This window comes from Mesorhizobium sp. BHbdii (assembly GCF_053848045.1).
In genome coordinates this window covers 1639866-1664855 of the sequence record NZ_JBSPKX010000001.1, presented here as the reverse complement: position 1 = coordinate 1664855, position 24990 = coordinate 1639866, and the positions used below count along the sequence as shown (strand labels likewise).

The following is a 24990-nucleotide window of genomic DNA, read 5'->3' as shown; positions in this document are numbered from 1 at the left end:
ACGACATGCACCCAAATAGAGCCTCAAAGCGCAACGCCTGAGCCACGGTAATCGCGATGCGCTTTGTGTGAACCTTTTGGCCGAAATGAACGACCAATGAACGGGCCGATCACGAAGCCTTCACGCAGCGTTCACTAGGTTGCAGCTTCAGGAGATGAAACCAAAACCCCATTTAATCGTTGCTTGGTGCAGGAGACACGCACATGCTGATCTACATGCTCGCCACCGCAATGACCGTCGCCATGCTGATCGCCACCGTATTCGGGCTGCATCAGGAAGCAGAGCGCGTCCGCGCCAAGTCCAGTGCCAAGCGGCTCGGAGCCTTTGGTATCCGCAAGCCGTTTCGCCACCGCTAGCTGTTGACGGCGCCGGCCCATCGGGCCGGCATTGCCCGTCAAGACCTACTCGGCGTTGTTGTCCGGGCCAACGTCTTCAGTACCGGTATCCAGAGTTGCGTCGCCCTCGACACCTTCTTCGGCTTCCTCGTCCGATTGCGGTTCCGATATCCGCTCCACCGAAACGACCTTCTCGCCGTCGGCCGTGTTGAAGATGGTCACGCCCTTGGTGGCCCGGCTGGCGAAACGAATGCCGTTGACCGGCACGCGGATGACGGTGCCGCCATCCGAGACAAGCATGATCTGGTCGTCATTGCCGACCGGGAAAGTCGCCACCAGACGGCCGATCTCAGCCACTTTCGACACATCGGTGGCCCGGATGCCCTTGCCGCCGCGCCCTGTGAGGCGGAAATCATAGGAAGACGAACGCTTGCCGTAGCCATACTCCGTCACCGTCAGCACGAACTGCTCGTGTGCCTTGAGGAATTCGTAGCGCTCGTCGGAAAGCTCCGTCTCCTCGCCGACCTCCTCATTGGTGAGCTGGATGTCTTCGTCCTCGCCCGCCGCAATGCCGGCGGCGAGCCGCCTTTCCGCCGCCACTCGCCTGAGATAAGCGGCGCGCTCGGCCGGCGGCGCCTCGACATGTTCGATCACCGCCATCGAGATCACCCGGTCGGTGGCAGCCATGGCGATGCCGCGCACGCCGACCGAGTTGCGGCTCTGGAAGACGCGCACGTCGCTGACCGAGAAGCGGATGCACTGGCCGGAGCTTGCGGTCAGAAGCACGTCGTCATTGTCGGTGCAGGTCTCGACGCCGAGGATCTCGTCGCCTTCCTCTTCCAGCTTCATGGCGATCTTGCCGTTGCGGTTGACCTGGACGAAGTCCGACAGCTTGTTGCGGCGCACCGTGCCGCGGGTGGTGGCGAACATCACGTCGAGCTCGCCCCAGCTGGTCTCGTCCTCAGGCAGCGGCATGATGGTGGTGATGCGTTCGCCCTGCTCCAGCGGCAGCATGTTGATCAGCGCCTTGCCGCGCGACTGCGGATTGCCGATCGGCAGGCGCCAGACCTTTTCCTTGTAGACGATGCCACGCGAGGAGAAGAACAGCACCGGCGTGTGTGTGTTGGCAACGAACAGCCTAGTGACGAAATCCTCTTCCTTGGTCGACATTCCGGATCGGCCCTTGCCACCGCGCCGCTGCGCCCGGTAGAGCGATAACGGCACGCGCTTGATGTAGCCGGAATGGCTGACCGTCACGACCATGTCCTCGCGCTGGATCAGATCCTCGTCTTCCATATCAGCCCCGCCCTCGGAGAGCTCGGTGCGGCGCGGCGTGCCGAACTCGTCGCGGACGGCGGCAAGCTCGTTCTTGACGATCTGCTGAATGCGGGCGCGGGACGACAGGATGTCCAGGTAGTCCTTGATCTCGTCGCCGATCGTGTTCAACTCGTCGGCGATTTCGTCGCGGCCGAGCGCGGTCAGGCGCTGCAGGCGCAGTTCGAGGATGGCGCGCGCCTGTTCCTCGGACAAATTGTAGGTGCCGTCCTCGTTGATGCGGTGGCGCGGATCGTCGATCAGCAGGATCAGCGATTCGACGTCGCCTGAGGGCCAGCGCCGCTCCATCAACTGCTCGCGCGCCGTCTGCGGGTCCGGCGCGGTGCGGATCAGCTTTATGACCTCGTCGATGTTGGCGACGGCAATGGCAAGGCCGACCAGCACATGGGCGCGGTCGCGCGCCTTGCGCAGCAGGAATTTCGTGCGCCGGCTGATCACGTCCTCGCGGAAGGCGACAAACGCCTTCAGCATGTCGGTCAGCGTCAGCAATTCCGGCTTGCCGCCGTTCAGCGCCACCATATTGGCGCCGAACGACGTCTGCAGCGGCGTGAAACGGTAGAGCTGGTTGAGAATGACGTCGGCGACCGCGTCGCGCTTCAGTTCGATGACGACGCGGTAACCCTGGCGGTCGCTCTCGTCGCGGATGTCGGAAATGCCCTCTATGCGCTTGTCGCGCACCAGCTCCGCCATCTTCTCGATCATCGACGACTTGTTCACCTGGTAGGGAACTTCGGTGATGACGATCGATTCACGGTCGTTGCCGCGCGCCTCGACGTTGACGCGCCCGCGCATGACGATGGAACCGCGGCCGGTCGAATAGGCGCTGTAGATGCCGGAGCGGCCGAGCACGATGCCGCCGGTCGGGAAATCCGGCCCCGGAATGATCTCCATCAACGCCGGCAGATCGATCGCCGGATTGTCGATGAGGGCGATGGCGCCGTTGCAGACCTCGCCCAGATTGTGCGGCGGGATGTTGGTGGCCATGCCGACGGCGATGCCGCCGGAGCCGTTGACCAACAGATTTGGAAAGCGCGCCGGCAGGACTTTCGGCTCGCTGCCGGACGCATCATAAGTGTCCTGGAAATCGACGGTGTCCTTGTCGATGTCTTCCAGCAACTCATGCGCGACCTTCGTCAGGCGCGATTCAGTGTAACGCATCGCCGCCGGCGGATCACCGTCGATCGAGCCGAAATTGCCCTGCCCGTCGATCAGCGGCACGCGCAGCGACCAATCCTGCGCCATGCGCACCAAGGCGTCGTAGATCGAGGCGTCGCCATGCGGATGGTATTTACCCATCACGTCGGCGACCGGGCGCGCCGACTTCACGTATTTGCGGTTCCAGTGGTAGCCGCTCTCATGGGCGGCATAGAGGATGCGGCGATGCACCGGCTTCAGCCCGTCGCGCACATCGGGCAGCGCACGGCTGACGATCACGCTCATGGCGTAATCGAGGTAGGAGCGCTGCATCTCCTCGATGATGGATATCGGCTCGATGCCGGTGGGGCCGCCGTCGGCGCCGCGCGGTGTCTTCTGGTCGGTCAAATCAGGTCACAATCTAATCGGGAATCACTCGGTGCTTATATAGGAAGCCGGGTCGAAACTCCAATGTCCGCGGTAGTTTTCCAGTGTCGATTCTTGTGGTGATTTCAAAAGGATATCACTGATTGCGACGATATGGCCGAGGCGCTTTTCGTAGCCGCCGGGGCAAAGCTCATTGTCAGACCAATTTTTGCTTCACAACGCCGGAACGGCGGATGCATTCGGCAATTTAGCGCCTCGCCGCCGGACCCGGTAGGCGCCGGGCGTCTCCCCCATCACGCGCCGGAAACGGTGGTTGAAGGTCGACAAGTCGTTGAACCCCGCCTCGAAGGCGATCGTCGAGATCGCCTCGTCCGACATGCGCAGCCGCACCGCCGCCCTGTGCAGCCGGGTTTTCAGCAGGAACTGGTAGGGCGTCATGCCCGCGACGCGTCGGAACGTGCGCAGGAAATGATACGGGCTGGTCGCCGTCTCGCTTGCAAGCGCAGCAAGCGAGACCGGCCGGTCGGCATCCAGCTCAATGCGCCGCACCGCCTCCGCGACACGTTTCTCGTCGCGGCGGCTCGGCGCCCGGGCAGCAGGCGTGACGCCGGAGGCGACGGCTGCGCCGGCAATCCGCAGACCGATTTCCTCGAACGCGTCGACGTCGGCCATCTCGCGTGCGGATTCCGCCTCGGCCAGCAGCGGTGCCAGCGCCGGCAAGGGCGGCAGCCGTGGCGTCTCGAAGGCCAGCTTCTTCACGCCCGGCATGTCGGCAACGATCTGTTCCATATAGGCCGGCTCGAACTGGAAGGAGAGGCAGCGGTCGCCGGCGCCATGCTCGTGCCCACACTCGTAGCACGTGCCAGGGTTGCCGAGCAGGAGCGCGCCCGGCGTCAGCATCGCATTGCCCTGGCGTGCGCGGTAGCGGAATGTGCCATTGGTCACCACGGCGACGCAGAAATTACGATGCTCTTCCTCGAACGGGCGATCGGCGGCGCCGGCGGTGCAGACCACGTCCAACACCTGCCAGCCTCGTCCGGACGCCAGTGTATGCGCGCTCGTTGTCATGGCTTGAAAGATAGCAATTTTTCCCAAGCACAGAACCCTGCCGCCGCCTATTCCCTCCAGTCTCCTGACAAGATGAGGTCGAAATCATGTTCAATTCATCTTCCTTTGTCGAAGCCCTGCACAGCGACGAGCCTGCCGGGGGCCTGGCCGAAAAACTGAACCTTTACGGCCGCTTCGTCGGCGCCTGGACATTCGATGCCACGCGCCACCTCGAGGACGGCCAGGTGCTGACCGGGCGCGGCGAGGTGCATTTCGGCTGGGTGCTCGAGGGCCGCGCGATCCAGGACGTATGGATCCTGCCGGCGCGCGACGCCGGTCCCTCACCCTCCCTCGGCAAATGGACTTTCTATGGCACGACATTGCGTGTCTATGACCCCGGCGCCGACGCCTGGCATATTTTCTGGAGCGATCCGCGCACCCAGTACTACAGCCGCCAGCTCGGCCGCGCCGAGGGCGACACCATCGTCCAGCAAGGCGCTGACGGCAGCGGCGCCTCGGTGCGCTGGAGCTTTTCCCGGATTACCGAAAACTCCTTCCGCTGGCTGGGCGAACGCTCTCAGGACGATGGCGCGACCTGGCGGCTCGAAGTCGAGTTCCTGGCGCGGCGAGCCGGCAGCACCTGACCTGCACGGTTTCCGCTGACGCTGCTTTGCTCTACCAATGCAGGGGTCTCGGGCACGGCCCGGCGGGGAGGGTCAGAGATGCCGAGCTTCGACAGCCTTTTCAACGCCTTCGTCACCATTCTCGTGACCATCGACCCGCCAGGCCTGGCACCGCTCTTCCTCGCCGTGACGCGCGGCATGAATCGCTCGGAACGCAACCAGGTTTCCGTCCGCGCTTCGATCATCGGTTTCCTGGTGATGGCGCTGTTTGCAATCGCCGGTGCATCGATCCTGTCGGTGTTCGGCATCACGCTGCCGGCGTTCCGCGTCGCCGGCGGGTTCCTGCTGTTCTTCATCGCCTTTGAAATGGTGTTCGAGCGCCGGCAGGACCGCAAGGAAAAGATCGGCGACGTCGCCATCACCAAGGACATGATCCACAACATCGCCGCCTTTCCGCTGGCGATCCCCCTGATCGCCGGTCCCGGTGCGATTTCAGCGACAGTTCTGCTGTCCGGCTCTTTTCCAGGTTTTGGCGCGCAGGCAGCCCTTGTCGGCATCATCGCGATCTGCCTTGTCATCACCTATCTGGTGTTCGTGCTGGCCGAGCGCATCGACCGCATCCTCGGCCAGACCGGCCGCTCGATCCTGACCCGGCTGCTCGGCGTCATCCTGGCGGCGCTCGCCGTGCAGTTCGTCGCGGACGGCATCAAAGCGCTGATGGCAGCATGAAAACGGAAGCGGCCTCGCGCTTGATTGCCGAGGCTGTCATTATCGTCGTCCAGCTCGCGCGGCGAACCGCCGCCACCAGGCGCTATCCTACCTCGCCATCGTATCAATGACTTCGAAGTCGTGGGTGATCTCGGCGGTCTTGGCCATCATCGCGGTCGCCGAGCAGTATTTTTCGATCGACAGGTCGATCGCCCGTTTCACCTTGTCGCGCGAAAGCGCGCGACCCTTGACGATGAAACGCATATGGATGCGGGTGAACACCCGCGGCTCCTTCTCCGCCCGATCGGCGTCGAGTTCGACCACGCAGTCTTCGACCGCCTCGCGGCTCTTTTCGAGGATGTGGACGACATCATAGGCTGAGCAGCCGCCGGTGCCGAGCAGCACAAGCTCCATCGGGCTCGGCCCCGGCGTCCTGCCTTCCGGCCCGAACGCAGTCCCCAGCACCACCTTGTGGCCGCTGCCGGACTCGCCGACAAAGGTGCGCTCCTCGACCCATTTGACCCGTGCTTTCACCTAATACGTCCTTTCACTGCGCACCGCTTAAATGCAGAACGTCCCGAAATCCAAGACAGATTTTCGGGACGCCAATTCGTGGCCTCAAGTAGCTGGCGTTTCTCGCCCGCGTAAGGGACGTCCGCCCAAGAAATCAGAACGGAATTTCGTCGTCGAGTTCGCGCGACGAACCGCCGCCACCACCGCCCTTGTTGCCGCCACCGCGATTGAAACTCTCGCCCGGGCCGGACTGGCCGAAATCGGAACCGCGGCTGCTGCCGCCACCGGCATAGCTGCCGACCTGACCGCCCTCGCCTTGCCCGCGCGCGTCGAGCATCTGCAGCTCGCCACGGAATTTCTGCAGCACGATCTCAGTCGTGTAGCGATCATTGCCGGTCTGGTCCTGCCATTTGCGCGTCTGCAACTGGCCCTCGACATAAACCTTCGCACCCTTCTTCAGATACTGCTCGGCGACCTTGGCGAGCTGGTCGTTGAAGATGACGACATTGTGCCACTCGGTCTTTTCCTTGCGCTCGCCGGAAGTCTTGTCGCGCCAGCTTTCCGAGGTAGCGACGCGGATGTTGACGACCGGCTCACCCGAATTCAAACGGCGGATTTCCGGGTCCGCCCCGAGATTGCCCACCAGAATGACCTTGTTGACGCTACCCGCCATGATACTTCTCCGCGCTCATCCGAAACAAATTTTTGAGGCCGCACCTTACAGCCTTAAGGCAATCCACGTCCGCTACAGCTGGCTTTTCCCACAAGGTTTTTGTTCCGTTTTCGTTCTAGGATGCAGGCGATGCGCTGTCAATGGTTGTCAGCAGTATGTAGTATCTCTGCCCGGAACTTTCGACATCGGAGCCGACCGGGATCAGGGGGAAAATCCATTGAAGCCAGTCGCACATGAAGACCATCAGCGCGAGCAATGGCGAGCGGGAGTGGAAACGCGCATGCATGTATCGGCCCGCAACGGTACAACGCAACTTTGCATATTCGAGCAATGGGTGGAGCCCACAGTTGGCGCCCCAACGCATTGGCACCCGGTGGAGGAAGTGCTGACGGTGGTCGCAGGCAAGGCCGAGATGTGGATCGACGACGAGCGTACCGTCCTTACCTCGGGGCAATCGCTTGTTATACCGGCGCATCGGAAACATGGCTTCCGGAATGTTGGCATAGAAGAACTTCACGTCTATGCCGTGCTTGCGTCGCCATTCTTCGAGGCAACCTTCGACGGATTGGCCCAACCGATGAGACGTTGGGCGTCGTAAAAAGACCGCTTGCCAAACCAATAAGTGCAGACTTATGCTTCTATCATGATCGAAGCAGAGATTTTTCGAGCGCTTTCCGACCCGACGCGACGCGCCGTCTACGAACGGCTCGCCGCGGGCGAGATGACCGTATCGGAACTGCGCAGCGGCATGACCGTGTCGCAACCGGCCGTCTCGCAGCATCTCGCGGTGCTGCGCGGCGCCGGCCTAGTGGTCGAGCGGCGGGCCGGCCGCAACGCCTATTATCGCACCGATCCGCAAGGACTTGAGCCACTGCTCGGCTGGATCGAGCGCTACCGGGCGTTCTGGCCCGAGCGTATCGAAAGGCTCAAGGCGGTTTTGAAGGATATGGACCAATGAAGGCAAAACAGCATTTGTACATGGCGGCAGACTCGATCGAGTTCGAGTGCGAGCTTCCAGACCCGCCGGAAAAAGTATGGCGGGCGCTGACGGTGCCGGACCTGCTCGCGGCCTGGATGATGCCGAACGACATCAAGCCCGAGATCGGCAGTCGCTTTGCCTTTGCTAAGGCGGGTGCACCGATCGAGTGCGAAATCCTCAACGCTGAGCCCGAACGCTTGCTGCGCTATTCCTGGCGGGAGCGAGCGGCGCCGGGCGACGCACCGGATCCGCTCGACAGCCCAATGGACAGTATCGTCACCTTCACGCTCGACCGCACCGTGTCGGGCGGCACGCATCTGCGCATCGTCCACGATGGATTTGCGCGGGTAGCTACGCCTGCGGTTGCGATGGTGGGCGCCGGTTGCCGGCTTTCGCTCAACGCACACAGCCCCAAACAGACCATTGCCGCAAACACGCCTCGCCTTTTCCTGCGCGCGGCCTGAGCGGCACAACGGAGAAAAGCGATGAGCGGTTTTGCCAACCTGGTCCCGATGGTGATCGAGCAGTCGAGCCGCGGCGAACGCGCCTTCGACATTTTTTCGCGGCTGCTGCGCGAGCGCATCGTCTTCATCAACGGTCCGATCGACGATGGCATGTCGGCGCTGGTCTGTGCCCAGCTTCTATCGCTGGAATCCGACAATCCCGATAAGGAGATTTCCCTTTACATCAACTCGCCGGGCGGTGTGGTGACCAGCGGTTTCGCCATCTACGACACGATGCAGTATATAAGCAGTCCAGTATCAACCGTCTGCATGGGCTTTGCCGCCTCGATGGCCTCGTTCCTGCTGATGGCGGGCACGCCGGGACGGCGTATCGCGTTGCCCAATGCCAGCATCCTGCTGCACCAGCCGTCAGGCGGTTTCCAGGGCCAAGCCTCCGACATCCAGCGCCACGCCGAAGGCATCCTCAGGACCAAGCGGCGCATGACCGAGCTTTACTCGCACCATTGCGGTCGCACGTTCGAAGAGGTCGAACGCACGCTCGACCGCGACCATTTCATGACCGCCGAGGAGGCAAAGACTTGGGGGCTCGTCGATCATGTTTTTGACACCCGTAAGAAGGCGGCGTGAAAAGGTAGCCGTCTCATGCGCGATGCGTCCAAGTCGTTCGGCAAGTTTCATCGCCACCGGTCTGGCTTCGACCAGGGCTCGGCGGATATAGTCCGCCGATGCTCCACAAGATTTTACGCACCCACTTGAACCGGCTAATCATCGGTGTTGCCGTCGCGGCCATGACTTCCGGAGCGGCGTTCGCGGAAGACAATTCAACGTCTTCGCAGAACGACACGTTGCCCGGCGTGGCCGATGACTATCGCGTCGCCAAGCCGGCTCCCGAACCCGACGACGCCGTGCCAAACAACGGTAACGGCCAGTTCAAGATCGGCGATACCGATGTCAGGATTTCCGGCAGCATAACCTTCGACGTCGGCGTCGGCGCGATCAAGGCCCCCCGGTGATAGCGCATCGGCCTTCATTGCTGCCACAATGCTCAAGGCACTCGAGCGTTTTGCGGCGGCCATCTAAAACAAACAGCCCCGCCGCTGCTTCCGCAAACGGTCGGGGCTTTTTTGGATCTCAAATCCAATTTGCCGGGAGTACACTGCCGGCTTTTGATTTCGGATGCTTCGCGGCGTTCAGCCGACGATCCGACTAGCAGTCTCTGATTTTATGGGGATCGGCAGGTCACGGTTTGTCGGACGGCGTAGACGCCTGGCCCTGGCACTTATGCCTGCCGCGGCTCCAGCGACACGTGGAGCCTCAAGGGACTGTCCGGTGGAGTCATTCCTCTGCTCTCCTTTTCTGTCCATTGCGACTGGTGTCATCCGAAGTGCATATCGCAAAAGCCTGCGGCGTCTCGCAGGCCGCCTTAGGCGGCGAGGCCATCGATAGACGGTCGGCTTCGGTGACGTTTGGAGTCTGACTCTCTGAGGCTGAGACGTCAACCGTTGGATAGCCGATTACCAAAAATGTGATCGCTTGTGTGGCGAAACCGAAATTTGCATCCGTTTTGAGCAGCGCCGCGGCGGCCGTGGATTACATGGACGCTTTTGTCAGGAACGTGTTCGGTCTTTGTTCTTTCCGCTTGCCCGCCCGCGCGAAAGACGGTTAAAGGCTCTGGTCGAGAGTTGTGGCGTCTCTCGAAAAGGTGGCGAAATTACCTACATAGGGGATGGCCGGGACAACCCGCCATCCCACGAGAGTCCAGACCTGAGGCGGCGACCGGCGATGGCCGACCATAAATATCTTTCCATTCGCGGGGCGCGCGAGCACAATCTGAAGAATGTCGATCTCGACCTGCCGCGTGACAGCCTGATCGTCATGACCGGCCTGTCGGGCTCCGGCAAGTCGTCGCTCGCCTTCGACACCATTTATGCCGAGGGCCAGCGCCGCTACGTCGAGAGTCTGTCGGCTTATGCGCGGCAATTCCTCGAAATGATGCAGAAGCCTGACGTCGACCAGATCGACGGCCTGTCGCCGGCTATCTCGATCGAGCAGAAGACCACCTCGAAGAATCCACGCTCGACGGTCGGCACCGTCACGGAAATCTACGACTACATGCGGCTGCTGTTCGCGCGCGTCGGCGTCCCCTACTCGCCGGCCACCGGCCTGCCGATCGAGAGCCAGACGGTGTCGCAGATGGTCGACCGCGTGCTGGCGATCGAGGAAGGCACGCGTCTGTTCATCCTGGCGCCGATGGTGCGAGGCCGCAAAGGCGAGTACCGCAAGGAACTGCTGGAGCTGCAGAAAAAGGGCTTCCAGCGCGTCAAGGTCGACGGTGTCTTCTACGAAATCGCCGACGTGCCGGCGCTGGACAAGAAGTACAAGCATGATCTCGATGTCGTCGTCGACCGCATCGTGGTGCGCGGCGATCTGGCGACGCGGCTTGCCGATTCCATCGAAACCGCGCTGAAGCTCGCCGACGGGCTGGCGGTGGCCGAATTCGCCGACCGTCCGCTCGACTCCAGCCAGACCGGCGAGGATTCGGTCAACAAGTCGAAGAACGAGACGCACGAACGTATTTTGTTCTCGGAAAAGTTCGCCTGCCCGGTCTCAGGCTTCACCATTCCCGAGATCGAGCCGCGGCTGTTCTCCTTCAACAACCCGTTCGGCGCTTGCCCGACCTGCGACGGCCTCGGCAGCCAGCGCGCCATCGACGCCAGCCTGATCGTGCCCGACGACAACCTGTCCCTGCGTGCCGGCGCCGTCAGCCCGTGGGCGAAATCGACCTCGCCCTATTACGTGCAGACGCTGGAGGCGCTGGGCAAGGTCTATGGCTTCAAGCTCGGCGACAAGTTCAGGGATCTGACCGAAGAGGCAAAGCAAGCAATCCTGCATGGCACCGGCGAGCGCGAGGTCACCTTCCAGTACGATGACGGCCTGCGCTCCTACAAGACGACGAAAACCTTCGAAGGGGTCATCCCCAATCTCGAGCGGCGATGGAAGGAGACCGAATCTGCCTGGATGCGCGAGGAGATCGAGCGCTTCATGTCAGCCACGCCTTGCCCGGCCTGCCGCGGCTACCGGCTGAAGCCGGAAGCGCTTGCGGTGAAGATTGCCGGCAAGCATATTGGCGAGGTCACCGAACTGTCGATCCGCAAGGCCGACCAATGGTTTACCGCCCTGCCCGGCTCGCTCACCGACAAGCAAAACGAGATCGCCGTGCGCGTGCTCAAAGAGATTCGCGAGCGGTTGCGCTTCCTCAACGATGTCGGGCTCGACTATCTGACGCTGTCGCGTAATTCCGGCACACTGTCGGGCGGCGAGAGCCAGCGCATTCGCCTGGCCTCGCAGATCGGCTCCGGCCTCACCGGCGTGCTCTATGTGCTGGACGAGCCGTCGATCGGCCTGCACCAGCGCGACAATGCGCGCCTGCTCGACACGCTGAAGCACCTGCGCGACATCGGCAACACGGTGATCGTCGTCGAGCATGACGAGGACGCCATCCTGCATGCCGACTATGTCGTCGACATCGGCCCGGCCGCCGGCATCCATGGCGGCCACATCATCGCGCAGGGAACGCCGCAGCAGATCATGGCCAGCCCGGCCTCGATCACCGGCAAGTATCTGTCAGGCGAGCTCGAAGTGGCTACGCCGGCCGTGCGGCGCGAAGCCAAGAAGAACCGGCGTCTGAAGATCGTCGGCGCGCGCGGCAACAATCTGAAGAACGTTACCGCCGAAATCCCGCTCGGCACCTTCACCGCCGTCACCGGCGTCTCCGGCGGTGGCAAGTCGACCTTTTTGATCGAAACGCTGTTCAAGTCGGCGTCGCGCCGCATCATGGGCTCGCGCGAGCACCCGGCCGATCATGACCGCATCGAGGGCCTTGAGTTCCTCGACAAGGTCATCGATATCGACCAGTCGCCCATTGGACGGACGCCGCGCTCCAATCCCGCCACCTACACCGGCGCCTTCACGCCGATCCGCGACTGGTTCGCTGGCCTGCCGGAATCCAAGGCGCGCGGCTATCAGCCGGGCCGCTTCTCGTTCAACGTCAAGGGCGGCCGCTGCGAGGCCTGCCAGGGCGACGGCGTCATCAAGATCGAGATGCACTTCCTGCCGGACGTCTATGTCACCTGCGACGTCTGCCATGGCAAGCGCTACAACCGCGAGACGCTCGACGTCCTGTTCAAGGGCAAGTCGATTGCCGACGTGCTCGATATGACGGTCGAGGAGGGCGTCGATTTCTTCGCCGCGGTGCCCGGCGTGCGGGACAAGCTGGAGACGCTGAAGCAGGTCGGCCTCGGCTACATCCATGTCGGCCAGCAGGCGACGACGCTGTCGGGAGGCGAGGCGCAGCGCATCAAGCTCGCCAAGGAGCTGTCGCGCAAGGCGACCGGCAAGACGCTCTACATCCTCGACGAGCCGACCACCGGCCTGCATTTCCACGACGTCGCCAAACTGCTCGAAGTGCTGCACGAACTGGTCGACCAAGGCAACACCGTGGTCGTCATCGAGCACAATCTCGAGGTCATCAAAACCGCCGACTGGGTGCTCGACCTTGGCCCCGAAGGCGGCGACGGCGGCGGCGAGCTGGTGGCGTCCGGCACGCCGGAGGAGATCGTTCGCGAAAAGCGCAGCTACACCGGCCAGTTCCTGCGGGAACTGCTGGAGCGGCGGCCCGGAGGCAAGCGCGAAGCGGCGGAGTGAATGAGGACTGGCTGGCGTCTGGAAGAACCTTCAAATGAAGATCAGAAGAGCGCTTGCCGGTGATCTTGACGCTGTCGCCCAGCTGACCGACGCCGCCTACGCGCCCTACACAGCCTTGTTCGGCGCGCCGCCGATCCCGGTCACCGAAGACTATGCGCCGCGGATCGGACGCGGCGAAGTCTGGCTGCTGGAAAGCAGCGCCGAGCCGGCCGGACTGATTGTCATCGAGCGGCACCCGGACCACACAATGATCTTCTCCGTCGCCGTCGGCCCTGCCTTCCAGGGCAAAGGTTTCGGCATCGCCCTACTCAGATGGGCGGACGAACAGACGCGCCTATGGCATCTGCCCGAGGTGCGGCTCTACACCAACGCGAAGATGGAGCGGAACATTGCGCTCTACAAAGCCTGTGGCTTTCACGAAACGGGTCGCCGGCCCAATCCGTACCGGCCAGGATGGACGATCGTCGACATGGCTAAAGCCGCCCAGACAACGGCGATCGCCTGATCCTTTGCAGCAAATGGGAGGACGACAGTGACTCAATCAGGAACAATTCGCGCCGGCATGGGCGGCTGGACCTTCGAGCCATGGGACACGTCCTTCTATCCGGACAAACTGTCCAAGGCGAAGCAACTGCACTACGCAACCCGGCAGGTGCCGAGCATCGAGGTCAACGGCACCTATTATTCGAGTTTCAAGGAGCCGACCTTCGTCAAATGGGCTAACGAAGCGCCGGATGGCTTCGTCTATTCGCTTAAAGGCAACCGCTTCGTCACCAACCGCCGCGTGCTCGGCGAGGCCGGCGAGTCGATGACGCGCTTCCTGGGGTCGGGCGTCGCCGCACTCGGCGACAAGCTCGGGCCGATCCTGTGGCAGTTAGCGCCGACGAAAAAGTTCGACCCGGACGATTTCGAGGCCTTCCTCAAGCTATTGCCTGAAAAGCATGACGGCGTTGCGCTGCGCCATGCGGTGGAGGTGCGCAATGACAGCTTCGCCGTGCCGGAATTCCCAGCCCTGGCACGCAAATACAAGGTCGCGATCGTCTATGCCGACCACGCCAAATATCCAGGGATCGCCGACATCACCGCCGATTTCATCTATGCCCGGTTGCAGACCGGCAGCGACGACAATCCCGACTGCTACACGCCGAAGGGGCTCGATGAGTGGACGGCGCGTGCCAAAACCTGGGCAGAAGGCAAGGCGCCGGCCGACCTGCCACGCGCCGATCCCTCGACCGACGCATCGGTAAAACCGCGTGATGTGTTCGTCTACTTCATCACCGAGGGCAAGGTCCGCGCACCGTTCGGCGCCATGGCGCTGATGAAACGCGTCACAGGCTGACCGGCCTCGAATTTGTGACATCTTCACCGCCGTCGTAACCTTATCGATACCTCCTTGCTGCAAGAATCCAGCCAGGCCAAGTCGCAGGATTGGCGCGGGCAAGGACGAGGGCATGTCGCTTGACTACCACTCACTTCTGCAGGCTGTCGGTTTTTCCGCCGCCTGCCTGAGCCTGACATTGTTCGGCATCTGGCTGACCGCGCGTACTGAAAAGTTTCTGCTGACATGGGCGATCAGCGCTTTGTTGATCGTCGGCGAGGTTGTTATCTACAAGGACTATATCGAAACGCCCGGACGCATTCTCGGCATCGCGACGTTCGCTCTGCTCCTGGTTGGGTTCTCGACCATGCTGGGCGCCGCCTACCAGTTCAGGAGCGGCCGGTCGCCAATCCCGCTGACGGTTCTCGGCAGCTGCATCTCGCTGGCCCTGGCGCTGCCGCCGATGGCGCTCGGCTATGACGGGCTGGGCTTCATGTTTGAAAATCTCCTCGCCGCCCTGCTTCTATTTGCAACGGCCTATCAGTACTGGATCGGGCGCGCGGAAGCCCCTGTCCCGATCATCGGCCTTACCGTGCTCTACTCGACCACCGGCATTTCTTTTGTGCTGTGTGCCATGGCTCTTGCATGGGATGGGAAGCTTGTCCTCGGACATGCGCCCAGCAACTGGGCCGAGGATCTGAGCCTCGTCCTGGCCATCGCCAGCATGACCGGCATCGGCGCCCTTTCGCTGGCGCTCAACCAAGGCCGTCTGGCTCGGCATCACCGTCTGGATGCGCTGACCGATCCGCTGACCGGCCTGCTCAATCGTCGCGCTTTGTTCGACCTCAATGGCGGCGCTCCGATCGGGGCGTTCACGGCTGTGGTCGTGTTCGACCTCGACCGCTTCAAGGCCATCAACGACGAATTCGGCCACGCCACGGGCGATCAGGTGCTGAAAGTGTTCGCCGAGGAACTAGTCGAGAACCTTCGCCCGACCGATGTCGCCGCGCGCATGGGCGGAGAGGAATTCGCGTTGGTTCTGAAGCGGACCCTGCCCGAAACGGTGGAATTCATCGCCGAGCGTATACGCACCGCCTTCGCCGCGCGCGTCATCGCGACCGAAACCCGTCCCCTGACATGTACGGTCAGCGCCGGATACGCTTTCGGCAGCAAGGACGGCATAAGCTTCGACAAGGTGCTCAGCGCGGCCGACAAGGCGCTCTATGCCACCAAGCGCGGCGGTCGCAACCGCGTCGCCGCCTCGACCTTCCGACGCGCAAGCTAGTCGCTTCGCGGTTTAGCGCATCCGCCCCTTCCGTCACCCCTCACGCCGCCTTCACGACCTCGTTGTAGGTATCGAGATCGACATAGAAGACCTTGGTGATCTCTGCGATCAGCTCGTCGTGGTCGTATCCTTGTGATTTCAGAATGTTGATGGCGGTCATGATGTCGACGCGCTCGGTGAGCCGTCGTTTCTGGTGGTCCTCGAAGTAACGTTCCATCGGCTGCCCTGGCCCAAGTGCCCCAAATGCGTTGAACAACAATCAGATCTCAAGAAGGGGGCTGCTTGCACGGAACGTGCCGGCTGAGCCCACGCCTCACCTTGATCGTCAACGAGACTGATACGGAAAGCGGCCGACTCAACAAGGCCAAGTAAAGCCTAGCATGCAATCTTCGGCGCGCCAGAGTTGCAAACGGTGCCGTTGAAGAAAATCTCGTAAACCTTCGTTATTTCGTCATCCTTGGGCGCAGCGACGCGAAGCGGAGTGAAGACCCAAGGATCAATGCCATGACTTCAGAGCATCGCCACGGTGCAGAATCGAGGATGGGGGGCGCCGGAGAACGGCTTTTTCTCTTCGCCCCTGCACTCTTCGGCGCGGCATGGATTCCTGGGGTCTGCACCGCGTCGCTTCGCTCCTTGCTTCGCCCCAGGATGACGACGGGAGAGATGGTTCAGCTAATCCTAGAGGTTTGGGATTCGCCACTGAGGCTTAGACAGTCAGGAACTTGCGGACATCGGCGCGGTCGAGATCCTCGGCCGGGCCGGTGTGGACGATCTGGCCGCGGTCCATGATGTTGACCTCGTCCGCCAGTTCCCGGCAGAAATCTAGATACTGTTCAACCAGCAGCACGGCGATGCCTGCCTGGTCGCGCAGATAGCGAATGGCGCGGCTGATATCCTTGATGATCGATGGCTGGATGCCTTCGGTCGGCTCGTCGAGCACCAGCAGTTTCGGCCGCATCACCAGTGCCCTGCCGATGGCAAGCTGCTGCTGCTGGCCGCCGGAAAGGTCGCCGCCCCGGCGGCCGAGCATCTGCTTCAGCACCGGGAACAATTCGAAGACGTGGCCGGGAATGTTGCGGTCGGCGCGCTTCAATGGCGCAAAGCCCGATTCGAGGTTTTCCCGCACGGTGAGCAGCGGGAAGATCTCCCTGCCCTGCGGCACGAATGCGATGCCCGACCGGGCGCGATCATACGCCGCGCTCCGGTCGAGCGCCTTCCCCTCGAAGGCAACACTTCCGCTCGTCAACCGGTGGTGGCCGACGATCGATCTCATCAAACTGGTTTTGCCGACGCCGTTGCGGCCGAGCACGCAGGTGATCTTGCCCGCGCCGGCCTTCAGCGAGACGCCACGCAGCGCATGGGCGGCGCCGTAGTGCAGCGTGGCGTTGAAGACTTCGAGCATGGTTAGCGCCTTCTCCAACGGCTGAAGAACGAAAGGTCGAAATGATGGAACGGAACGCGCCAGACCATGATCATCTTCCCAGGTAAACTTCGACGACACGCTCGTCGGCCGAAACGAAATCGAGCGAGCCTTCGGACAGGACCGAACCTTCGTGCAGGCAGGTGACCTTGACGCCGAGCTCGCGCACGAAATGCATGTCGTGCTCGACGACTATGACCGAATGGTCGCTTGCAATATCCTTGAGCAGCCGCGCTGTCTCCTCAGTCTCGGCGTCGGTCATGCCGGCAACCGGTTCGTCGACCAGCAGCAGCTTTGGATCCTGCGCCAGCAGCATGCCGATCTCGAGCCATTGCTTCTGGCCGTGGCTGAGATTGGCGGCGAGTTCATCGCGCTTGTCGCCCAGCCGGGTGATGCCGAGAATATCGTCGATCTGCCGCGCCTCCGCGGCCGAGCGGCGATGGAACAGCGCCGGGAAGATCGAGCGTGGGCCCTTCAGCGCCAGCGTCAGGTTCTCCTCGATCGTGTGGCTTTCGAAGACGGTCGGCTTCTGGAATTTCCTGCCGATGCCCATCATGGCGATTTCGGCCTCGTCATGTCTGGTCAGGTCGACCTGCCCGTCGAAGTAAACCTCGCCCGCGTCGGGGCGCGTCTTGCCGGTGACGATGTCCATCATCGTGGTCTTGCCGGCGCCGTTGGGACCGATGATCGCCCGCATCTCGCCCTTGTCGAGCACCAGCGACAGGTTGTTGATGGCGCGAAAGCCGTCGAAGGAAACCGAGACGCCGTCGAGATAGAGGATGGTGTTGCTCTTCGACATCGCTCACTCCGCCGGCTGCGGTTCGGGGCTGGATGTGGACCAGTCGCCCGGCGTTCTCGCAGCCGAGCGAACGATCTTCGGCGGTGGCTGGACGTCAGGATCGCTGCTGGCCCCCTCGGCGATCGAGGCCGCGCGCAGCGCCTTGGCATTCCCGCGCCAAGAATCCCACGTGCCGATAATGCCTTGGGGCAGGAACAGCGTGACGGCGACAAACAGGCCGCCAAGCGCAAACAGCCAGAACTCCGGCAGCACGCCGGTGAACCAGGATTTGCCGGCATTGACTACGAGTGCGCCGATGATCGGCCCGACGATGGTGCCGCGCCCGCCTACGGCCGCCCATACCACGACCTCGATCGAGTTGGACGGCTCGAACTCGCCCGGATTGATGATGCCCACCTGCGGCACGTAGAGCGCGCCGGCAATGCCGGCCATGACAGCCGACACAGTGAAGGCGAACAGTTTGACGTTCTCCGCGCGCCAGCCGAGAAAGCGCGTGCGGCTCTCGGCGTCGCGCACCGCCATCAGCAGCTTGCCGTATTTTGAACCGACGATTGCCCAGGTAACGAAGACGGCGAGCGCCAGCGTTATGGCGCTGGCCGCGAACAATCCCGAGCGAGTCGCATCGGCCTGCACGTTGAAGCCGAGAATATCCTTGAAATCGGTCAGGCCGTTGTTGCCGCCGAAACCCATGTCGTTGCGGAAAAACGCAAGCAGCAGCGCATAGGTCATCGCCTGGGTGATGATCGACAGATAGACGCCGGTGACGCGACTGCGGAAGGCGAACCAGCCGAAGACGAAGGCGAGCAGGCCGGGCACCGCAAGCACCATGATCGCCGCAAACCAGAAATGGTCGAAACCGTACCAGAACCACGGCAGATCCTTGTAGTTCAGGAACACCATGAAGTCGGGTAGCAGCGGATTGCCGTAGACGCCGCGCGAGCCGATCTGGCGCATCAGATACATGCCCATCGCATAGCCGCCGAGCGCGAAAAAGGCGCCGTGGCCGAGCGAAAGGATGCCGCAATAGCCCCAGACGAGATCGAGCGCCAAGGCGAGCAGCGCGTAGCAGAGGTATTTCCCGGTGAGCGCGACGACATAGGACGGCACGTAGAACGCACTTGTCGGCGAGACCGCAAGATTGAGCAGCGGCACGATGAAGGCGATCGCCAAAAGGATGAAGATCGTGATGGCGATGCGGCGGTCGGCGCCGGCGGCGAAGAAGCGTCCCGTGATCATGCTTCCACCGACCTGCCCTTAAGTGCGAAAAGGCCGCGCGGGCGTTTCTGGATGAACAGGATGATGAGGACCAGCACGACTATCTTGCCGAGGACTGCCCCGGCATACGGTTCGAGAAACTTGTTGACGATGCCGAGCGAGAAGGCGCCGACCAGCGTGCCCCATAGATTGCCGACGCCGCCGAAGACGACGACCATGAAGCTGTCGATGATGTAGCCGCGGCCGAGATTGGGCGAGACATTGTCGATCTGGCTGAGCGCGACACCGGCGATGCCGGCAATTCCGGACCCCAACGCAAAGGTCAGCGCGTCGACCCATGGCGTCCTGATTCCCATAGACGCGGCCATGCGGCGATTGGCGGTGACGGCGCGCATCTGCAGGCCCCAGGGCGTGCGCTTCATCACATAAAGCAGCACCGCGAACACACCGAGCGCGAATACCAGTGTCCAGAGCCGGTTCCAGGTAACCGCAAGCTGGCCGATATCGAACGAACCGGACATCCATGACGGGTTGCCGACTTCCTGGTTCGTCGGCCCGAAGATGGTGCGCACGGCCTGCTGCAGGATCAGCGAGACGCCCCATGTCGCCAGCAGCGTCTCCAGCGGCCGGCCGTAAAGGAAACGGATGACGCCCCGCTCGATGACAAGGCCGACGAGCGCCGCGACCAAGAAGGCGAGCGGCAGCGCGATGACCAGCGACCAGTCGAACAGGCCGGGAAAGGAATTGCGGATCACCTCCTGCACGACAAAGGTCGTGTAGGCGCCGAGCATGATCATCTCGCCATGCGCCATGTTGATGACACCCATGACGCCGAAGGTGATGGCGAGGCCGATCGCCGCCAGCAGCAGCACCGATCCAAGCGAAATGCCGTACCAGATGTTCTGGCCCGCATCCCACAGCGCCAGCGTCGAATTGATGCTGGCGATCGCCGCCGTCGCCGCGTCCTTGACCGCGCCTTCGGAATTGGCCTCGACGGCGGTGAGCAGAGACAGTGCGGTGCGGTCGCCGCGCGCGCCGATCAGGGCGATCGCCGCGAGTTTATCGGCCTCCGGCCTGTCCGACACCAGAACCGATGCGGCGCGGGCCTGTTCGAGCAGCGCTTTGACGCTTGCCACGGTTTCGCTGGCGATTGCGGCATCGAGTGGCTCGATGTTTGTCGCATCGGGCGTCTTGAACATGGTGTCGGCGGCGGCAATGCGCGCGGCCGGATCTTTCGCGCCGAGCGTCAGCATGCCCAAAGCATCGCGGATGGCGCGGCGGAGCGTATTGTTGACCTTGATCTTGGTGATCTCGGCCTTGGCCGCGTCGCCGGACTTTTCACCGCTCAGCGGGTCGAGCAGCTCAACGCTGCCGCCACCTTCCTTGCCGATGAAAACCAGCGAATCGGTCTTGCGGACATAAAGATCGCCCTCCGCAAGCGCGCCAAGCGGGCGTTCGACGGCAGGGTCGCCGGTGGCCGCCAGCTCGCGCACGACAGCTTCGGTGGCCGAAAAATTCGAGGCAGTGGCAAATTTGACGATGATGGCGCGCAGATCCGCTTCGGCAGCGTTCGACGGCGACAGCATCCCCAGGAGGAGCAGCAGCGTCAGGCCGATAGCGCGGGTGAAGATCATCGATTTCTGGCGACTCTTGAAGGGTTGAACTTCGCGTCCGGGCGGACTGGAGGAGAGGAGGAGCTCGCCCGGACGCGTCGCGGTCTAGGTCGTGGAGAAATCCGCGACCGTCAGACCCGGGAGGATCAGTTGGTTCCCTTACCGCCGCACTTGCCGGTGGCAACATTGAAGTTGCCGCAGGACAGAGGTGCGCGCCAATCGGAGATCAGGTCCTTCGAATCAGCCAGATAGTCAGACCACTCGTCACCCATCACCAGGCCAGGCGTCTGCGAGACGGTCTCGAACTGGCCATCGGCCTGGATTTCGCCGATCAGCACCGGCTTGGTGATGTGATGGTTCGGCATCATGGTCGAATAACCTCCGGTCAGGTTCGGCACCGAGACGCCGATCACGGCGTCGATGACCTTGTCAGGGTCGGTGGTGCCAGCCTTCTCAACCGCCTTCACCCACATGTTGAAGCCGACATAGTGGGCTTCCATCGGGTCGTTGGTGGTGCGCTTGTCGTTCTTGATGAACTTGTGCCAGTCGGCAATGAACTTCGCGTTCTCGGGCGTATCGATGCTCTGGAAATAGTTCCAAGCGGCGAGATGACCGACGAGCGGCGCGGTGTCGAGACCGGCAAGCTCTTCCTCGCCGACCGAGAAGGCCATGACCGGGATGTCCTCGGCCTTGATGCCCTGGTTGCCGAGTTCCTTGTAGAACGGCACGTTGGCGTCGCCGTTGACGGTCGAGACGACGGCCGTCTTCTTGCCGGCCGAGCCGAACTTCTTGATCGCCGAGACCTCGGTCTGCCAATCGGAGAAGCCGAACGGCGTGTAGTTGACCATGATGTCTTCGGCAGCGACGCCCTTGGCCTTCAGATAGGCTTCGAGGATCTTGTTGGTGGTGCGTGGATAGACATAGTCGGTGCCTTCAAGCACCCAGCGCTTCACCGACCCGCCGTCCTCGCTCATCAGATAGTCGACGGCCGGAATAGCCTGCTGGTTCGGCGCCGCACCGGTGTAGAACACGTTGCGCTCGCTCTCCTCGCCCTCATACTGGACGGGGTAGAAAAGGATGTTGTCGAGTTCGCTGAACACCGGCAGCACCGATTTGCGCGACACCGAGGTCCAGCAACCGAACACCGCCGCGACCTTGTTCTTGGAAATCAGCTCGCGTGCCTTTTCGGCGAACAGCGGCCAGTTCGAAGCCGGATCGACGACGACCGCTTCGAGCTTCTTGCCGAGCAGGCCGCCCTTTGCATTCTGCTCTTCGATGAGCATCAGCATGGCGTCCTTCAGCGTCGTCTCCGAAATCGCCATGGTCCCCGACAGCGAGTGGAGAATACCCACCTTGATCGTGTCGTCAGCCGCCCTGGCCGGGACACTCATCAGCAAGCCGGCTGTGACCGCGCCTGCCGAAAACATTTTTGTTATTGTCGAGAAACTGCCCCTCATATTTCAAACTCCCTAGCTGGTTGATCGCATCGCAAACAGACCATGCAACGGCTGTGCCAACCGTGGGAGCAAAATTGAGTGGGCTTAGATTTTCTTGCTCTATCAGCTGGTTAATATATTAGCCGCCAAAGTTAAGCGCCGCCGCAGGTGTTCTGATTGAGAAAAAATTCCCCGCTCTCGCCTAAGTTTTGATCAGTCACGAATTAATGCATGAATTTTGAGCAACGCCGTATCAAAGACGACGAAAGGTTGCAGCGCCGCAGGAAAATGCGGCAAGCTCGATCTTCAAAAGAGCGACGTCATGACCTCCAGGATTTCTCGTATTTTCAGCACGATGCTTCTGGTTGCGGCCACCGGCAGTGCACGCGCCGATTTCACCCACGGCAAATTGCCGGACGGGACCTATCACTGCGAAGTCTATCTGCTTGGCATGTTCCTCAGCCTTGGCGACATCACCATCAAGGGAAATGTCTATAGCGGTCCGGTGACCTTCGGAACCGCCCGGCAGGGCTACAATTATCAGATGGATACAAATGGCGAGATTACATGGTTGGGACCGTTGGGCGGCTATACGACCGGCGGCAACTCGATCTCGCTCACGCAAGCCATCCTGGACGGTCAAACCAGCCCGTCCTTCGACATCATCATGAAGCAGCCTGACGGCGCCTTCACCGCCTCGACCTGCACGAAGCGTTGAACAGCCGACAAGAAGAGGCGCGAAACCTTGCGAGGTTCCGCGCCAACAGGCACTCGAGAGGGTATCGCTAAATGCTCTTGGCCGACATCTGTTCAGCGATATAGTCGGCCTGACGGATCGCCAGCGACACGATCGTCAATGTTGGATTTTCAGCGCCGCCGGTGGTGAACTGGCTGCCATCCGACACAAACAGGTTCTTGATGTCGTGCGCCTGGCCATGCTTGTTGACGACGCCGTCGGCCGCCTTCTCGCTCATCCGGTTGGTGCCGAGATTGTGGGTCGACGGATAGGGTGGCGTCGGGAAGGTCCGGGTCGCACCCACCGCTGCGTAAAGCGCCGAGCCCTGCTTGTAGGCGTGGTCTCGCATTGTCGTGTCGTTGGCATGGTCGTCGAAATGGACGTCCGGCACCGCCATGCCGTGCTCGTCCTTGAGATCGGCATGCAGCGTGATGCGGTTTTCCTCGCGCGGCATGTCTTCGCCGACGATCCACATGCCGGCCATATGGTCGTAGTGGTCGAGCGCCGTGGTGAAGGAACGCCCCCAGCCGCCGGGATTGAGGAAGGCGGCCATGAACGGCAGGCCGAGCGACAGCGTCTCAAGCTCGTAGCCGCCGACGAAGCCGCGCGAAGGATCGTTGCGGGCCTCATCGCGGATGATACCGGCCATGGTGGTGCCGCGATACATATGCACCGGCTTGTCGAAGATGCCGTAGACCGAGCCCGTGGTGTGGCGCATGTAGTTCTTGCCGACCTGCCCCGATGAATTGGCAAGACCGTCGGGAAACTGGCTCGATGCCGAATTGAGCAGCAGCCGGGGGCTCTCGATCGAATTTCCGGCCACGGCGACGATGCGGGCCTTCTGTTCCTGCAGTCTGCCGTCCTTGTCGGCATAGACGACGCCGGTCACCTTGCCTGACGCATCGTGGTTGATCTTGATAGCCATGGCGTTCGGCCTGACCTCGAGATGGCCGGTCGCCTCGCCTTTGGGAATTTCGCTATAGAGCGTCGACCATTTGGCGCCCCATTTGCAGCCCTGGAAGCAGAAGCCGGTCTGCTGGCAGGCATTGCGGTCGTCGCGCGGCTCGGAATTGATTGCCATCCGGCCGGTGTGGCACTCCTTGTAGCCGAGCTTGTCGGCGCCGGCCTTCATCACCTTAAAGTTGTTGTTGCCGGGAAGGCCTGGGATGTTGTTGGTGAGCGTCACGCCCAGCTTATCTTCGGCCTTTGCGTAGTAGGGCTCCAGCTCGGCAAGCGTGATCGGCCAATCGAGCAGGTTCGCGCCTTCTAGTTTTCCGTAGGTCGAAAGCGTTCTGAATTCATGCTCCTGAAAGCGCAGCGAGGCGCCCGCCCAGTGCGTGGTCGAGCCGCCGACCGCCTTGACGATCCATGCCGGCAGATTGGGAAAATCTTTCGCCACCCGCCAGTCGCCCGAGGTTGTGCGCTTGTCCGTCCAGGCGAGTTGGGCGAATGAATCCCACTCGTCGTTGATGAAATCCTCGTATTCGTGGCGTGCACCCGCCTCCAGGATGACGACATCGATGCCTTTCTGGGCGAGTTCATTGCCGAGCGTGCCGCCGCCGGCGCCGGAGCCGATGATGACAACCACGCCGTCGTTCGTGAGATCAAATGGTGCTGCCATGGTTTCCTCCCATGATGTCTATTGTGTACGGTTTGGGACGACGGGGGCTCAGAGCCACTCGATGTCGTCGAACCCGCGCGCCATGTAGCCGCCCTTGGAGTAGGACTCGCCCTCGTAGCCGAAGATCGGCCAGACCTCTTTTTGGTTGTAGAGACCGACGACAAGCCCGCCACGGACTGCCTGGAAGAACGGCGTGTCCTCGATCTCTCTTAGCACGGCAACGCGCTGCTCCTCCCAGCCGAGGCTGGTGTAGCCACCCTTACCCGACTTCGAGTCGAGTTCGGCGACGCCGTTTTTGATGAGGTCCTTATGGGCTGGGTCTTTGCCGGCCTGCTGGTCATGGGCCTTGACGGCGATTGCGTAATATTTGTCAGGCACTTGGTCGTGCGGATAGATGTCGCGCGCCATCTGGATCAGGGTCGCCATGGTTTCGGGCTTGAGCGCAGATGTTTCGAGACCCCAGGCATGTTCCGGGCTGATGACGGCACTACCCGAAATGACCAGCAACGCGCCGACACCACCGCGCTTCAGAAGCTCGCGGCGCGATAGCCCGGGCTTCCTTTCATGGGCCGGCTTTCTCTCATAAATCGTGACCATTTGTTCCTCCCTTTGCTTGCTGTTCGCACCCGAAGGTGCCCTGGCTGG

At 62.0% G+C, this 24990-nt stretch carries 25 protein-coding genes; 13 read left to right on the top strand and 12 right to left on the bottom strand.

All coding sequences use genetic code 11. The features are described from left to right. The first annotated feature begins 203 nt into the window (after nt 1-203). The gene (locus tag ACWTU8_RS08050; protein ID WP_455847705.1) at nt 204-356 is read left to right on the top strand and encodes a hypothetical protein; all 153 of its coding nucleotides are present in this window, start codon (nt 204-206) and stop codon (nt 354-356) included. 45 nt (nt 357-401) lie between these two features. Here the strand turns inward: ACWTU8_RS08050 and gyrA are convergent, their stop codons facing one another. Together gyrA and ACWTU8_RS08040 are read right to left on the bottom strand one after the other, a co-directional pair. Further along, entirely contained in the window at nt 402-3212 is a 2811-nt protein-coding gene (gene gyrA, locus ACWTU8_RS08045; protein ID WP_455847704.1) for a DNA gyrase subunit A, read from the bottom strand. A 192-nt stretch (nt 3213-3404) separates the two neighbouring features. Further along, nucleotides 3405-4259: a helix-turn-helix transcriptional regulator gene (locus tag ACWTU8_RS08040; RefSeq protein ID WP_455847703.1), complete on the bottom strand. Its 855-nt coding sequence runs from the start codon at nt 4257-4259 to the stop codon at nt 3405-3407. A gap of 86 nt (nt 4260-4345) precedes the next feature. Here ACWTU8_RS08040 and ACWTU8_RS08035 point away from each other — a divergent pair, with 86 nt between their 5' ends. Together ACWTU8_RS08035 and ACWTU8_RS08030 are read left to right on the top strand one after the other, a co-directional pair. Then, entirely contained in the window at nt 4346-4882 is a 537-nt protein-coding gene (locus tag ACWTU8_RS08035) for a hypothetical protein (RefSeq protein ID WP_455847702.1), read from the top strand. Nucleotides 4883-4960: 78 nt separating this feature from the next. Next, complete coding sequence (locus ACWTU8_RS08030) at nt 4961-5590, top strand: MarC family protein (RefSeq protein ID WP_455847701.1); 630 nt, start codon at nt 4961-4963, stop codon at nt 5588-5590. Between the two features lie 87 nt (nt 5591-5677). Here the strand turns inward: ACWTU8_RS08030 and ACWTU8_RS08025 are convergent, their stop codons facing one another. Together ACWTU8_RS08025 and ACWTU8_RS08020 are read right to left on the bottom strand one after the other, a co-directional pair. After that, a complete protein-coding gene (locus tag ACWTU8_RS08025; RefSeq protein ID WP_455847700.1) occupies nt 5678-6103 on the bottom strand; it encodes an OsmC family protein in 426 nt (141 codons plus the stop codon). Between the two features lie 133 nt (nt 6104-6236). Further along, nucleotides 6237-6755: a single-stranded DNA-binding protein gene (locus ACWTU8_RS08020; protein WP_029352883.1), complete on the bottom strand. Its 519-nt coding sequence runs from the start codon at nt 6753-6755 to the stop codon at nt 6237-6239. Here ACWTU8_RS08020 and ACWTU8_RS08015 point away from each other — a divergent pair. From ACWTU8_RS08015 to ACWTU8_RS07975, 9 genes are all read left to right on the top strand, one after another. Continuing rightward, complete coding sequence (locus ACWTU8_RS08015; RefSeq protein ID WP_455847699.1) at nt 6661-7353, top strand: cupin domain-containing protein; 693 nt, start codon at nt 6661-6663, stop codon at nt 7351-7353. The genes ACWTU8_RS08020 and ACWTU8_RS08015 overlap by 95 nt on opposite strands. Before the next feature lie 45 nt (nt 7354-7398). Continuing rightward, nucleotides 7399-7713, top strand: a complete 315-nt coding sequence (locus ACWTU8_RS08010; RefSeq protein WP_455847698.1) for an ArsR/SmtB family transcription factor — start codon at nt 7399-7401, stop codon at nt 7711-7713. Continuing rightward, complete coding sequence (locus ACWTU8_RS08005; RefSeq protein WP_455847697.1) at nt 7710-8198, top strand: SRPBCC family protein; 489 nt, start codon at nt 7710-7712, stop codon at nt 8196-8198. Before ACWTU8_RS08010 ends, ACWTU8_RS08005 begins: the two co-directional genes overlap by 4 nt. 21 nt (nt 8199-8219) lie before the next feature. After that, nucleotides 8220-8825, top strand: a complete 606-nt coding sequence (locus tag ACWTU8_RS08000; protein ID WP_455847696.1) for an ATP-dependent Clp protease proteolytic subunit — start codon at nt 8220-8222, stop codon at nt 8823-8825. Between the two features lie 98 nt (nt 8826-8923). Next, entirely contained in the window at nt 8924-9211 is a 288-nt protein-coding gene (locus ACWTU8_RS07995; protein WP_455847695.1) for a hypothetical protein, read from the top strand. Between the two features lie 769 nt (nt 9212-9980). Next, on the top strand, nt 9981-12902 hold the full coding sequence (gene uvrA / locus ACWTU8_RS07990; RefSeq protein ID WP_455847694.1) for an excinuclease ABC subunit UvrA: 2922 nt from the start codon (nt 9981-9983) through the stop codon (nt 12900-12902). A 34-nt stretch (nt 12903-12936) separates the two neighbouring features. After that, nucleotides 12937-13407, top strand: a complete 471-nt coding sequence (locus ACWTU8_RS07985; protein ID WP_455847693.1) for a GNAT family N-acetyltransferase — start codon at nt 12937-12939, stop codon at nt 13405-13407. Nucleotides 13408-13434: 27 nt separating this feature from the next. Then, nucleotides 13435-14241 carry a DUF72 domain-containing protein gene (locus ACWTU8_RS07980; RefSeq protein WP_455847692.1) on the top strand — a complete coding sequence of 269 codons (807 nt, stop codon included), beginning with the start codon at nt 13435-13437 and terminating at the stop codon, nt 14239-14241. A gap of 112 nt (nt 14242-14353) precedes the next feature. Then, nucleotides 14354-15505: a GGDEF domain-containing protein gene (locus ACWTU8_RS07975; protein ID WP_455847691.1), complete on the top strand. Its 1152-nt coding sequence runs from the start codon at nt 14354-14356 to the stop codon at nt 15503-15505. A 40-nt stretch (nt 15506-15545) separates the two neighbouring features. Here ACWTU8_RS07975 and ACWTU8_RS07970 read toward each other — a convergent pair whose 3' ends face one another. The 6 genes from ACWTU8_RS07970 to urtA form a co-directional block, all read right to left on the bottom strand. Continuing rightward, a complete protein-coding gene (locus ACWTU8_RS07970; protein WP_455847690.1) occupies nt 15546-15722 on the bottom strand; it encodes a hypothetical protein in 177 nt (58 codons plus the stop codon). Between the two features lie 489 nt (nt 15723-16211). Then, complete coding sequence (gene urtE, locus ACWTU8_RS07965; RefSeq protein WP_455847689.1) at nt 16212-16907, bottom strand: urea ABC transporter ATP-binding subunit UrtE; 696 nt, start codon at nt 16905-16907, stop codon at nt 16212-16214. A gap of 70 nt (nt 16908-16977) precedes the next feature. Beyond that, nucleotides 16978-17724, bottom strand: coding sequence for an urea ABC transporter ATP-binding protein UrtD (urtD, locus tag ACWTU8_RS07960; protein WP_455847688.1), 747 nt, complete (start codon nt 17722-17724; stop codon nt 16978-16980). Nucleotides 17725-17727: 3 nt separating this feature from the next. Then, the gene (gene urtC, locus ACWTU8_RS07955; RefSeq protein ID WP_455847687.1) at nt 17728-18960 is read right to left on the bottom strand and encodes an urea ABC transporter permease subunit UrtC; all 1233 of its coding nucleotides are present in this window, start codon (nt 18958-18960) and stop codon (nt 17728-17730) included. Then, nucleotides 18957-20573 carry an urea ABC transporter permease subunit UrtB gene (gene urtB, locus ACWTU8_RS07950; protein WP_455847686.1) on the bottom strand — a complete coding sequence of 539 codons (1617 nt, stop codon included), beginning with the start codon at nt 20571-20573 and terminating at the stop codon, nt 18957-18959. The genes urtC and urtB overlap by 4 nt, the downstream gene beginning before the upstream one ends. Before the next feature lie 125 nt (nt 20574-20698). Beyond that, nucleotides 20699-22009, bottom strand: coding sequence for an urea ABC transporter substrate-binding protein (gene urtA, locus ACWTU8_RS07945; RefSeq protein ID WP_065009532.1), 1311 nt, complete (start codon nt 22007-22009; stop codon nt 20699-20701). Between the two features lie 301 nt (nt 22010-22310). Between urtA and ACWTU8_RS07940 the strand changes: the two genes are divergently transcribed. Continuing rightward, nucleotides 22311-22706: a hypothetical protein gene (locus ACWTU8_RS07940; RefSeq protein WP_029352905.1), complete on the top strand. Its 396-nt coding sequence runs from the start codon at nt 22311-22313 to the stop codon at nt 22704-22706. A gap of 67 nt (nt 22707-22773) precedes the next feature. On the opposite strand, the gene ACWTU8_RS07935 is transcribed toward ACWTU8_RS07940, so the two are convergent. Together ACWTU8_RS07935 and ACWTU8_RS07930 are read right to left on the bottom strand one after the other, a co-directional pair. Continuing rightward, entirely contained in the window at nt 22774-24345 is a 1572-nt protein-coding gene (locus ACWTU8_RS07935) for a GMC family oxidoreductase (protein WP_455847685.1), read from the bottom strand. A 48-nt stretch (nt 24346-24393) separates the two neighbouring features. Continuing rightward, entirely contained in the window at nt 24394-24942 is a 549-nt protein-coding gene (locus ACWTU8_RS07930; RefSeq protein WP_455847684.1) for a gluconate 2-dehydrogenase subunit 3 family protein, read from the bottom strand. Nucleotides 24943-24990: the final 48 nt, after the last annotated feature.

Coding starts and splice junctions, on each gene's coding strand:
- ACWTU8_RS08040 (WP_455847703.1), bottom strand. CDS start 4,259: ATGACAACGAGCGCGCATACACTGGCGTCCGGACGAGGCTGGCAGGTG.
- ACWTU8_RS08030 (WP_455847701.1), top strand. CDS start 4,961: ATGCCGAGCTTCGACAGCCTTTTCAACGCCTTCGTCACCATTCTCGTG.
- urtA (WP_065009532.1), bottom strand. CDS start 22,009: ATGAGGGGCAGTTTCTCGACAATAACAAAAATGTTTTCGGCAGGCGCG.
- ACWTU8_RS08050 (WP_455847705.1), top strand. CDS start 204: ATGCTGATCTACATGCTCGCCACCGCAATGACCGTCGCCATGCTGATC.
- ACWTU8_RS07935 (WP_455847685.1), bottom strand. CDS start 24,345: ATGGCAGCACCATTTGATCTCACGAACGACGGCGTGGTTGTCATCATC.
- ACWTU8_RS07970 (WP_455847690.1), bottom strand. CDS start 15,722: ATGGAACGTTACTTCGAGGACCACCAGAAACGACGGCTCACCGAGCGC.
- ACWTU8_RS08005 (WP_455847697.1), top strand. CDS start 7,710: ATGAAGGCAAAACAGCATTTGTACATGGCGGCAGACTCGATCGAGTTC.
- ACWTU8_RS07995 (WP_455847695.1), top strand. CDS start 8,924: ATGCTCCACAAGATTTTACGCACCCACTTGAACCGGCTAATCATCGGT.
- urtC (WP_455847687.1), bottom strand. CDS start 18,960: ATGATCACGGGACGCTTCTTCGCCGCCGGCGCCGACCGCCGCATCGCC.
- urtE (WP_455847689.1), bottom strand. CDS start 16,907: ATGCTCGAAGTCTTCAACGCCACGCTGCACTACGGCGCCGCCCATGCG.
- ACWTU8_RS07930 (WP_455847684.1), bottom strand. CDS start 24,942: ATGGTCACGATTTATGAGAGAAAGCCGGCCCATGAAAGGAAGCCCGGG.
- ACWTU8_RS08010 (WP_455847698.1), top strand. CDS start 7,399: ATGATCGAAGCAGAGATTTTTCGAGCGCTTTCCGACCCGACGCGACGC.
- ACWTU8_RS08020 (WP_029352883.1), bottom strand. CDS start 6,755: ATGGCGGGTAGCGTCAACAAGGTCATTCTGGTGGGCAATCTCGGGGCG.
- ACWTU8_RS07940 (WP_029352905.1), top strand. CDS start 22,311: ATGACCTCCAGGATTTCTCGTATTTTCAGCACGATGCTTCTGGTTGCG.
- ACWTU8_RS08000 (WP_455847696.1), top strand. CDS start 8,220: ATGAGCGGTTTTGCCAACCTGGTCCCGATGGTGATCGAGCAGTCGAGC.
- ACWTU8_RS08035 (WP_455847702.1), top strand. CDS start 4,346: ATGTTCAATTCATCTTCCTTTGTCGAAGCCCTGCACAGCGACGAGCCT.
- urtB (WP_455847686.1), bottom strand. CDS start 20,573: ATGATCTTCACCCGCGCTATCGGCCTGACGCTGCTGCTCCTCCTGGGG.
- ACWTU8_RS07975 (WP_455847691.1), top strand. CDS start 14,354: ATGTCGCTTGACTACCACTCACTTCTGCAGGCTGTCGGTTTTTCCGCC.
- ACWTU8_RS07985 (WP_455847693.1), top strand. CDS start 12,937: ATGAAGATCAGAAGAGCGCTTGCCGGTGATCTTGACGCTGTCGCCCAG.
- urtD (WP_455847688.1), bottom strand. CDS start 17,724: ATGTCGAAGAGCAACACCATCCTCTATCTCGACGGCGTCTCGGTTTCC.
- ACWTU8_RS08015 (WP_455847699.1), top strand. CDS start 6,661: ATGTTGACGACCGGCTCACCCGAATTCAAACGGCGGATTTCCGGGTCC.
- uvrA (WP_455847694.1), top strand. CDS start 9,981: ATGGCCGACCATAAATATCTTTCCATTCGCGGGGCGCGCGAGCACAAT.